At 63.7% G+C, this 9,767-nt stretch carries 13 protein-coding genes; 6 read left to right on the top strand and 7 right to left on the bottom strand.

Annotation, left to right across the window (positions count from 1 at the left end; translation table 11 throughout):
* Positions 1 to 2,517: an ABC transporter permease gene (locus tag MB818_RS04425; RefSeq protein ID WP_238904121.1), complete on the bottom strand. Its 2,517-nt coding sequence runs from the start codon at positions 2,515 to 2,517 to the stop codon at positions 1 to 3.
* Entirely contained in the window at positions 2,514 to 3,209 is a 696-nt protein-coding gene (locus MB818_RS04420; RefSeq protein WP_238904119.1) for an ABC transporter ATP-binding protein, read from the bottom strand. The genes MB818_RS04425 and MB818_RS04420 overlap by 4 nt, the downstream gene beginning before the upstream one ends.
* 48 nt (positions 3,210 to 3,257) lie before the next feature.
* Between MB818_RS04420 and MB818_RS04415 the strand changes: the two genes are divergently transcribed.
* A complete protein-coding gene (locus tag MB818_RS04415) occupies positions 3,258 to 3,893 on the top strand; it encodes an arylesterase (RefSeq protein WP_234142657.1) in 636 nt (211 codons plus the stop codon).
* A 71-nt stretch (positions 3,894 to 3,964) separates the two neighbouring features.
* Complete coding sequence (locus tag MB818_RS21955) at positions 3,965 to 4,093, top strand: hypothetical protein (RefSeq protein ID WP_255699898.1); 129 nt, start codon at positions 3,965 to 3,967, stop codon at positions 4,091 to 4,093.
* A gap of 41 nt (positions 4,094 to 4,134) precedes the next feature.
* On the opposite strand, the gene MB818_RS04410 is transcribed toward MB818_RS21955, so the two are convergent.
* The 3 genes from MB818_RS04410 to MB818_RS04400 form a co-directional block, all read right to left on the bottom strand.
* A complete protein-coding gene (locus MB818_RS04410) occupies positions 4,135 to 4,341 on the bottom strand; it encodes a cold-shock protein (RefSeq protein WP_011046198.1) in 207 nt (68 codons plus the stop codon).
* A gap of 202 nt (positions 4,342 to 4,543) precedes the next feature.
* Positions 4,544 to 5,101: a L,D-transpeptidase gene (locus MB818_RS04405; RefSeq protein WP_234137330.1), complete on the bottom strand. Its 558-nt coding sequence runs from the start codon at positions 5,099 to 5,101 to the stop codon at positions 4,544 to 4,546.
* Between the two features lie 70 nt (positions 5,102 to 5,171).
* Positions 5,172 to 5,546, bottom strand: coding sequence for a hypothetical protein (locus MB818_RS04400; protein WP_234176367.1), 375 nt, complete (start codon positions 5,544 to 5,546; stop codon positions 5,172 to 5,174).
* 129 nt (positions 5,547 to 5,675) lie between these two features.
* On the opposite strand from MB818_RS04400, the gene MB818_RS04395 reads away from it, so the two are divergent.
* The 4 genes from MB818_RS04395 (at position 5,676) to MB818_RS04380 (ending at position 7,334) form a co-directional block, all read left to right on the top strand.
* Complete coding sequence (locus MB818_RS04395; protein WP_234176368.1) at positions 5,676 to 6,068, top strand: acyl-CoA thioesterase; 393 nt, start codon at positions 5,676 to 5,678, stop codon at positions 6,066 to 6,068.
* Positions 6,069 to 6,214: 146 nt separating this feature from the next.
* Positions 6,215 to 6,544 carry a hypothetical protein gene (locus tag MB818_RS04390; protein WP_234165667.1) on the top strand — a complete coding sequence of 110 codons (330 nt, stop codon included), beginning with the start codon at positions 6,215 to 6,217 and terminating at the stop codon, positions 6,542 to 6,544.
* Between the two features lie 71 nt (positions 6,545 to 6,615).
* Positions 6,616 to 7,041 (top strand): thioredoxin domain-containing protein, encoded by a 426-nt coding sequence (locus tag MB818_RS04385; RefSeq protein WP_234137334.1) that lies wholly within the window; start codon positions 6,616 to 6,618, stop codon positions 7,039 to 7,041.
* A gap of 92 nt (positions 7,042 to 7,133) precedes the next feature.
* Positions 7,134 to 7,334: a YgaP family membrane protein gene (locus tag MB818_RS04380; protein WP_234137335.1), complete on the top strand. Its 201-nt coding sequence runs from the start codon at positions 7,134 to 7,136 to the stop codon at positions 7,332 to 7,334.
* Between the two features lie 12 nt (positions 7,335 to 7,346).
* On the opposite strand, the gene MB818_RS04375 is transcribed toward MB818_RS04380, so the two are convergent.
* Together MB818_RS04375 and ettA are read right to left on the bottom strand one after the other, a co-directional pair.
* Positions 7,347 to 7,562, bottom strand: a complete 216-nt coding sequence (locus MB818_RS04375; protein WP_234162771.1) for a hypothetical protein — start codon at positions 7,560 to 7,562, stop codon at positions 7,347 to 7,349.
* Positions 7,563 to 8,019: 457 nt separating this feature from the next.
* On the bottom strand, positions 8,020 to 9,675 hold the full coding sequence (ettA, locus tag MB818_RS04370) for an energy-dependent translational throttle protein EttA (protein WP_234137337.1): 1,656 nt from the start codon (positions 9,673 to 9,675) through the stop codon (positions 8,020 to 8,022).
* Positions 9,676 to 9,767 lie beyond the last annotated feature (92 nt).

Genomic DNA, 9,767 nt, shown 5'->3' with positions numbered 1-9,767 from the left:
TCATTCTCGGGCACGCAGGACGCGCGCCGGGCGGGTGGCGAGCGGGGACAGAGAGAACACAAGGCTTGCAGCAAGTACCGCTGATACGCCCCCCAGCACGATGGTCAGTGCCGAAGGCCAGATCACCGAGAATGATGTCTCGAAGACAAAGCGGCTGACCGCCCAGCCGCCCAGGATGCCTGCGGCCAGCGCGATGGTTCCGGCAGCGGCGCCCAGAAGGGCGCTGCGCAGTGCAAGGCTCAGCAGGATACGGCGGCGCGACGCGCCCAGGGTGCGCAGTACCGCCGCCTCGTAGATGCGTGCGCCCTGACCTGCGGCGGCGGCACCGATCAGGACCAGAAACCCGGTCAGCAAAGAGACGCCTGCGCCATAGGATGTGGCGCTGGCCAACCCGGCCAGCAGGCCCGAGGCGCGGTCGATGGCGTCGCGCACCCGGATTGCGGTGATATTGGGATAGCTGCTGGCCAGATCGCGTAGAATGGCGGCCTCGGCGGCCTCGTCGGCATAGACCGTGGCGATATGGCTATGGGGGGCGCCGGACAGGGCAGCAGGGTTCATCGCCATGATGAACCCCATGCCCGCGGTCGAGAAATCGACCTCGCGAAATGACGAGATACGGGCGGTGATATCGCGGCCCAGGATATTGACGGTCAGGGTATCGCCCAGTTGCAGGCCCATCTCGGCCGCCTCTTCGGCGGCAAAGCTGATCAGGGGCGGGCCTGCGTAATCTTCGGGCCACCATGCGCCCTCGGTCAGCCGGGTGGTGTCGGGCAGTTCGGCGGAATAGGTCACCCCCCGATCGCCGCGCAGGACCCAATGGTTGCCGGCGACCTCGCGCGCGGGCAGATCGTTGATACGCGTGATGATGCCGCGCAGCATCGGCGCGCTTTCGATGCGGCTGACCCCGGGGTCGTTTCGCAGCCGGGCGGTAAAGCCGGGCATCTGGTTACGCTGGATATCGACAAAGAAATACGAGGGCGCCACATCGGGCAGGTTGCCGGAAATCGCGTTGCGCAGCGTGCCGTCGATCTGGCCCACGGCGGCCAGCACCGACAGGCCAAGGCCCAGCGACAGCATCACTGGCGCCGCCCCCTGCCGTGGCGAGGATATCGAGGCCAGCGCCCAGCGAAGTGCCGGGCGGCCACGCGCCAGCGGGGCGGCGGCACGACTGAGCGCCCGCACCGCACCGGCGGCCACGGCGAGCAAGAGGAGCGCCCCGGCGATGCCGCCCAGGGTCCAGAGTGTCAGGGTGACGGCCCCGCTGAACCATGCGGCCAGCCCGCACAGCAGGACCAGTCCGGCGCCCGTGGCCAGCACATAGCGAAATCGCGGCAGCAGCGGGGCGCGGGACAGCGCATCGCGCAGCAGGGTCGCGGCGCGCACCTCCTCGGTCCGGGCCAGAGGCCAGAGGGTAAAGACCAGCGCCGTCAGCAGGCCATAGATCGCGGCTTCGGCCAGCGGCCTTGGGTAGATCGCAAAGACAGCAGGCACCGGCAGTTGCGCCTCGATCAGCGGCGCCAGCAGCAGGGGCGCGAACCCGCCAAGCGCGAGCCCCAGCAGGATGCCAAGGCCCGACAACGCGCCGATTTGCAGGAAATAGGTCTGGAACACGGTGCGCCGGTCGGCGCCCAGCGTGCGCAGCGTGGCAATGGTGGCGGTCTTGTCAGCCAGATAGGCGCGTACCGCCGCCGAGACTCCGATGCCGCCCACAGCCAGGCCAGAGAGTCCGACAAGGATCAGGAACGCGCCCAATCGCCGGGTGAAATCGGCGATGCCAGGGGCGCCATTGCGCGCATCGGTCCAGCGCAGGCCACTGTCGGCGAAGCGCGCGCGGGCCTCTTGCGAGATGCTGGCCAGATCGCTCTCGGGGGGCAGGTCGAGCCGGTATTTGGTGTCAAAGAGGGTACCCGGCGCCAACAGGCCGGATTGCGTCAGGTCCTCGGTTCGCACAAGCGTGCGTGGCCCGAGGGCAAAGCCGTCTGCGACACCGTCCGGCACCTGCATCAGCCGTGCCATCAGGACAAAATCCTGCGTGCCGAGCCGAAAGCGATCACCGGGTTGCAGCCCCAGCCGGTCGGACAGAACCGGTTCCATCACTCCACCGGGCAGGCCATCGGTGCCCGCCAGCGCCTGATCAAGCGGCAGGTCCGGGTCCAGCGTGACACTGCCAAGCAGGGGATAGGCAAGGTCCACCGCCTTGACCTGGGTCAGGGCGCGCTCGTCGCCCACGACGGCCATCGAGCGGAAATCCACCAGTTCCGAAACCCGGTTGGCGCGGGTCTGCATCCACACCCGCTCCTCGGGGGTGGCAAAACGATAGGTGAAACTCATCTGCGCATCACCGCCGAGAAGGGCAGCACCCTCGCGGGTCAGCCCGGCCTCGATTGCGCTGCGGACCGAGCCGACGGCGGCAATGGCGGCGACACCCAGCGCCAGACAGGCCAGAAAGATGCGGAACCCCCGCAGCCCGCCGCGCAACTCGCGCCTGGCGAGGCGGGCGGCCAGTCGCAGGCTCATTGCGCGGCCTCGCGGCTTTCGTTGTCCTCGATACGGCCATCGCGCAGGCGGACTACCCGGTCGCAGCGGCTGGCCAAGCGGGCGCTGTGGGTGACCAATACCAGCGTTGCGCCATACTGGTCGCGCAGGCCGAACAAGAGGTCCATGATCGCGGCGCCATTGACCTCGTCCAGATTGCCGGTCGGCTCGTCGGCCAGCAGGATTGCAGGGCGCGGGGCCGCGGCACGGGCCAGTGCGACGCGCTGTTGCTCGCCGCCCGAGAGTTGCGCCGGATAATGCCCGGCGCGGTGGGACAGACCCACCGCCGCAAGCTCGGCCGCCGCGCGGTCGAATGCGTCTCGGTGGCCAGCCAGTTCCAGCGGCGTCGCCACGTTTTCCAGCGCGGTCATGGTGGGTATCAGGTGAAAGCTTTGGAACACCACGCCCATCCGGTCGCGTCTGAAGCGGGCCAATGCGTCTTCGTCCATCGCGCCCAGATTGTGGCCCAGCACCTGCACCCGGCCACCGGTGGCGCGTTCGAGCCCGCCCATCAACATCAACAGCGAGGATTTGCCCGATCCCGATGGCCCGACCAGCCCCAGCGTCTGCCCCGCCGATACACTCAACGAGATACCGCGCAGGATATCGACCCGCCCGGCATTGCCTTCGAGCGACAAACGGGCATCTTCTAGGAGAATGGCAGGGTCGGTCATGATGGGCCTTTGCTTGGGTATTCTAGGGCATATGGAGCGTCGAGGGATATGCGCAAGGCTTTGATCGGGCTTCTGTTGACGGGGTGGGGCGCGGCTGCAACGGCCGAACCGGTGGTGATCGCCGCGCTGGGCGACAGCCTGACCCAGGGCTATGGCCTCGTGCAGGATCAGGGCTTCGTACCCCAGTTGCAACGCTGGCTGGTGGCTGAGGGGGCCGAGGTCACGCTGATCAATGCAGGCGTCTCGGGCGATACCACGGCGGGCGGCGCGGCGCGTGTGGCCTGGACCCTGACGCCCGAGGTGGATGCGATGATCGTGGCGCTGGGGGGCAATGACCTGCTGCGTGGCATCGCGCCCGAGGTGGCGCGCGGCAATCTGGCAACAATCCTGACCGAGGCGCAACAGGCCGGGGTCGAGGTGCTGCTGATAGGCATGCAGGCACCGGGCAATTACGGCGCCGAGTACAAGGCGGCGTTCGATGCCATCTATCCCGAGTTGGCGGCCCAGTACGGCGCGCTCTTTGCGCCGAGCTTCTTTGCCGGGCTCGCGGCTGAGGGCGACCCCTCGGCGGTGTCAGGCTTGATGCAGGGCGACGGTATCCACCCCAATGCCGAAGGTGTGGCGCGAATCGTCGCGGCGCTGGGTCCGCATGTGCTGGACCTTATCCGGTCGGCGGAGGAATGAGATGCCGGGACGCTTCTTTCTGACCCGGCAGCTGGCGTAACGCGCCGAATCCTCACCGGATGGGAGTGCTATTGACACTCGCAGATGTGTCGATCTGGCTGATTGGCGATGAAACGCAGCTTCAAGCGCTGATGCGCCTCTGGCCCAAGGGCCGGTTGCGGATCAAGAAGGCGACGGATGTGGATTGGTCCGCCCCTTAGAAAGGGCCGGGTCCGGCAAGGCGGACCCGACGCGCAAAAGCTCAGAGCAGCTTCAGGTCGACCGCGGATTCGCGGCCGTCGCGTCCGGGCTTCAACTCGTAGCTGACTTTCTGGTTGTCGGCGAGGCCGGTCAGCCCCGAACGTTCAACGGCGGAAATGTGCACGAACACATCCTTGCCGCCTTCTTCGGGGGCGATAAAGCCGAAGCCTTTGGTGGTGTTGAACCATTTGACGGTGCCGGTGGCCATCGTCATATCTCCTGTCTGTTCTTTCAATTCCCTGCCCGCGATATGCGGCAGATCGGCTCGGTCAATGCGAAATCGAGGACTGAGCCGGAAAAGGAGCAGTATGGTCGATAGCGTAACGTTGCGCCCCCAGAAATGGGTCGCGCTTACGCGTTTGGCAAGAAGAATCTCGCATTACCGCCGGTCTGGCGCTGAAATCCGAGCGTCAGAGCACCGTCACGAGCGTGCCGAGAGGCACCCGGTTGTACAGGTCGATCACGTGCTCGTTGAGCATGCGGATACAGCCGTTCGATGCAGCCTGTCCAATGGTTTCGGGCTGAGTGGTGCCATGAATGCGGAAATAGGTGTCGACACCGTTCTGGAACAGGTAGAGCGCCCTTGCCCCCAGCGGGTTCCCCGGGCCGCCGGGCTGAACATAGGAGTTGTCCACGAATTTGGCATAGGTTCGCGGGTCGCGCTCGATCATCTCTTGCGTCGGGCGCCACGTGGGCCATTCCTTTTTGACGTCGATGGTGGCGTTGCCGGTAAACTCCAGCCCGGCCTTGCCGACGCCACATCCGTAACGGATCGCCTGACGTTCCTCGGTCACGTAGTAGAGGTAGAAAGAACGCGGGAGGATCAGCAAATGTCCGGGTTCGAACGCTTTCTTGATCCGCACGAATTGTGGTGTTGGGTCGAACTCTGCACTGGCGTTGGCCTGCACCGCCCATGGCAGCGTACCGGCCGCAACCGAAGCGGCGATGAATGTCCGGCGCGTGATCATGTCTGGCCTCGCAACTAGAAGAACGTCGTGACAGGCATTTTCCGGTGGCCGGGGCAAGGGGTCAATCGGTTTACTGGGAATAGCGGAAAAGTGATGCGAGCGTTGCGGTGATCAGGGCACAGGTTGCGATCCAGCCAAGATACCAAGTTTGTCCGGCTGCAATGTTTTCGGCAACTGATGCGGTGAATTGGGTTTTGCCTGCTTCGGCGATCAGAAACGCGACAAACGTCGACAGACCAAAACCAAGCTGTCGCAGCGGGCGCGGTAACCGCAAGGCCCATGCTGTCATCGCCAAGCCGATGCCTATTGGCAGGCCAATCCAGATCACCTTTTGCGCCCACCAGGGATGTGCGCCAAGTAAGAGAGTCAACCCGCTGATCTGAATGAGGAGCGCCGAGGCGAGCAATACGAAGCCCGGAATGAGGATGTGATCGAAACGTGTCATACTGGGTATTTGGGTATGGTTGGGCGTTGCGAAATGGGTGTGAACATAGTCGTGAACATGATTGCGCAGTCTTTCACAAATTGGTTTAGGCTCTCTCTAGCCGCGATGCAGAAATAGGGACTCCCTGCGATGAACGACCCGCAACCCAATGGTGAACTCACCCTGCGCACACTTGCGATGCCGCGCGATGTGAACGTGAACGGCGACATCTTTGGTGGCTGGGTGCTGAGCCAGATGGACATCGCCGCTGGCCTGACCGCTGGCGCCCGCGCAGGGGGGCGGGTGACCACGGTTGCGGTGGATGCGATGAAGTTCATCCGGCCCGTGGGCGTCGGTGACGTGTTGTGCATTTACTGCCAGGTGGTGCGTGTCGGGCGCAGTTCGATGGCGATCGAGATCGAGGCCTGGGCGTTGCGCGACCGGCAGGGACTGCGCGAGAAGGTGACCGAAGCGGTGTTCACTTTCGTTGCGATCGACGAGCAGGGCAGACCCCGCCCGGTGGACGGCACCGCCGCAGGCTGATTGCCGCCGAACGGCGGAACAGGGCGGACGAAGCCCTCTTTTCAGTTTGCCAAAGCTGCATATCATATCGCTTCGGGCGCCCGACTCAGAGTGACGGGCCAGCGTGGACCCGACGGGCATCCGGCGCCCGGATCGTGGAGATCATCATGCAGATTCTGGTGGGTATTGCCGGGCTTTCGCTGGCAGTGCTGATCTATGCCTGGGCTTATGGTCGGGCGCATGACCCGGCCGCACCGGCCTGGGCACGGGGACAGTTGTTCGCCTCGGCAGCGTCGTTATTCGCGACGTCATTGGCGCCGATAGGCGCCGGCTATCTGACGGCTGGCATCTTGTGGCCCGATAGTTTGAGCCTTGTCTGGGGGCTGCCGGTCGCGATCGGTGCGGTACCGTTGGTCTGGATCGTGGCCCGCCGCCTGCTGCGCCGCGGGCGCGACAAGGCGCATTCCCCGCTGACTTTTACACGTGGCATGGCATGAGGGCGACCCTTGCAGGGTGATCTTCTGAAACCTATGTCACTTTCCGAATGTGATGCTTTCGGAGAGCCGAGATGGGTGACAAGACACTGACATGTCTGGCTTGTGGCCAGCTCAACCGCGTACCCGAGGCCCGGCTGACCGCTGGCGCCAAATGCGGGAAATGCGGCGAGGGGCTGGTCACGGGTCAGGCGCGGGATGTTGATCCCGCGATCCTCGAAAAGGCAAAGAAGAACGACGACCTGCCGCTGGTGGTCGATTTCTGGGCGCCATGGTGTGGCCCTTGCCGAATGATGGGCCCGGAATACGCCAAGGCGGCCGGGGCGCTGGCGGGGCAGGCGCGGCTGGTCAAGCTCGACACTCAGAAACACCAGTCCACCGGAGGCCGATACGGCATTCGCGGCATTCCGACCATGGTCGCCTTTGAACGTGGCAAGGAAAAGAAACGCCAGTCAGGCGCGATGCAGTCCGGGCAGATCGTCGGTTGGGTGCGCGGCTAGAAAACATTCTTATACTTGAATGTGATTTCTGGCCAGGTTATATGTACCTCAAGGCCGGGCGCGTCGCCCGGCAATTGACAGGAGTTGGATGAATGACCCTCGATCGTGCCGTGATGATGTTTGCTGGCTTCATGGTGTTGCTCAGCGTCTTGCTGACCACGCTGGTCTCGCCCTTGTGGATGTGGTTCACCGTGTTCATCGGCGTGAACCTGATCCAGTCTTCGGTCACCGGTTTCTGTCCGGCGGCCATGGTTCTGAAGAAGCTGGGGTTCAAGGCCGGGACCGCGTTCTGAGCAAGGCCTCGTTTAACCGTTGACGGTTCTGCCGCTGGCCATCGGTTCTGCGGCAGGACTTTGCGCTTCGCGCAACAAGAAGAACACGACTACGGAAACCGCGATGGCGGATCCGGTCACCGGATAGAGTAGCAGGGCGGCCCAGAGTGGCAGGTTCCAAATCAGAACGCCCAGGATACTGCAGGCAAGACCGGCAAAGGTCCCCAGGAATACTCCGATCCAAGCCATTCGTTTTCTCTCCCACACATCCTTAGGCACCGCATTTCACGCGCCTCAATGCTGAAACAGTCTAGGGAAGAATGTGTTCAAAATATGTTAATCCCGGGGGGACTGCGTCGCAGCATGTCGCTCGCTCTCTGGCCCGGAATGCCCGGCGCCAGGAAGCCCGGTTTTGTAGCGCACTCGACCACGGCAAGCCGGGCGTCGGCGGGTCATGCCCACAAGCTTCGAGGCGCGGGTCGGCCGACACGGCTTCAGCGCAGTTTTCTGTCTTTGAAATGATGGTGGCGGCCTAATTTCCATGCAACTTAGGACAGGAACATGGGGCGTTTCAGCAGCCGGGATGTATAGCGTCGCTACGTTCGGATCGTAGCGACGCCCTTGTGTTTCTAGCTCTTTCGACCCGTTGCGAGTGCGCCCACCAAACGGGCGCAGGCTTGCGCTGGGTTGATAAATGCGGCGTGATCTACCGCACGAACTTCTTGTGCTTCAACCGCTTGGGTTCCAGCGCATCCGGTCCCAGGCGGCGCTTCTTGTCCTCTTCGTAATCCTCGAAGTTGCCTTCGAACCACTCGACATGTGCGTCGCCCTCGAAGGCGAGGATATGGGTGCAGATGCGGTCGAGGAAGAAGCGGTCGTGGCTGATGACAACGGCGCAGCCGGCGAAATCGACCAGCGCGTCTTCGAGCGCGCGCAGGGTTTCGACATCGAGGTCGTTGGTCGGTTCGTCGAGCAGGATGACGTTGCCGCCCTCTTTCAGCAGACGCGCCATGTGCACCCGGTTACGTTCGCCGCCTGACAGCAGCGAGACCTTTTTCTGCTGGTCGCCGCCCTTGAAGTTGAAGGACGAGCAGTAGGCGCGGCTGTTCACCTGGGCATCGCCCAGCTGGATGATCTCGGCGCCGCCGGTGATCGCCTCCCAAACGGTATCGCCATCTTTCAGATCGTCGCGCGACTGGTCGACATAGGAGAGCTTGACCGTATCGCCGATCTCGATGGTGCCGGCGTCGGGGGTTTCCTGCCCGGTGATCATCTTGAACAGCGTCGATTTACCGGCACCGTTGGGGCCGATGACGCCGACGATGCCGCCGGGGGGCAGCGAGAAGTCGAGCCCTTCGATCAGTTGCTTGTCACCCATGTGCTTCGACAGGCCGTTGACCTCGATCACCTTCGATCCCAGACGCGGGCCGTTGGGTATGACGATCTGGGCGCGGCCGACCTTTTCCCGCTCGGACTGGCTGGCCATCTCGTTATAGGCCTGGATGCGGGCCTTGGACTTGGCCTGACGCGCCTTTTGCCCTTGCCGCATCCATTCCAGTTCGCGTTCCAGCGTCTTTTGCTTGGCCTTGTCCTCGCGCGCTTCCTGTTCCAGGCGCTTGGCTTTCTGCTCCAGCCAGGCGGAATAGTTGCCCTCGTAGGGGATGCCCCGGCCGCGGTCGAGTTCCAGGATCCAGCCGGTGATGTCATCCAGGAAGTAGCGGTCGTGGGTGACGATCAGGATGGTGCCCTTGTAGTCGATCAGGTGCTGTTGCAGCCAGGCGATGGTTTCGGCGTCGAGGTGGTTGGTCGGTTCGTCCAGCAGCAGCATGTCGGGCGCTTCGAGCAGGAGCTTGCACAGCGCGACCCGGCGTTTCTCGCCGCCCGAGAGGTTGGCGATATCGGCGTCGTCGGGGGGGCAGCGCAGGGCCTCCATCGAGACGTCGATCTGGCTGTCGAGATCCCAGAGGTTCTCGGCGTCGATCTGGTCTTGCAATTGCGCCATCTCGTCGGCCGTCTCGTCGCTGTAGTTCATCGCCAACTCGTTGTAGCGGTCGAGGATGTCCTTCTTGGCCTTGACGCCCAGCATGACGTTCTCGCGCACGGTCAGGTTCGGGTCGAGTTGCGGCTCCTGCGGGAGATAGCCGACCTTGGCGCCCTCGGCGGCCCAGGCCTCGCCGGTGAAATCCTTGTCGAGGCCGGCCATGATCTTCATCAGGGTCGATTTACCGGCACCGTTGACACCGACGACGCCGATCTTGACCCCGGGGAGGAAGCTCAGGTGGATGTTCTCGAAGCATTTCTTGCCACCGGGGTAGCTCTTGGAAACACCCTGCATGTGGTAGACATATTGATAGGCGGCCATGTCGTGTCCTCTGGGTCGGGGAAAGTCGGGTTGGCCGGTGTGATAGCGAATGGCGAGGATGGGGGCAATCGCTGGCGTAGCCGAAGATGACG

The sequence above is a fragment of the Ruegeria alba genome (assembly GCF_022321465.1).
In the GTDB taxonomy this organism is placed as follows: domain Bacteria; phylum Pseudomonadota; class Alphaproteobacteria; order Rhodobacterales; family Rhodobacteraceae; genus Ruegeria_B; species Ruegeria_B alba.
This window is presented reverse-complemented; position numbering and strand designations above follow the sequence as displayed.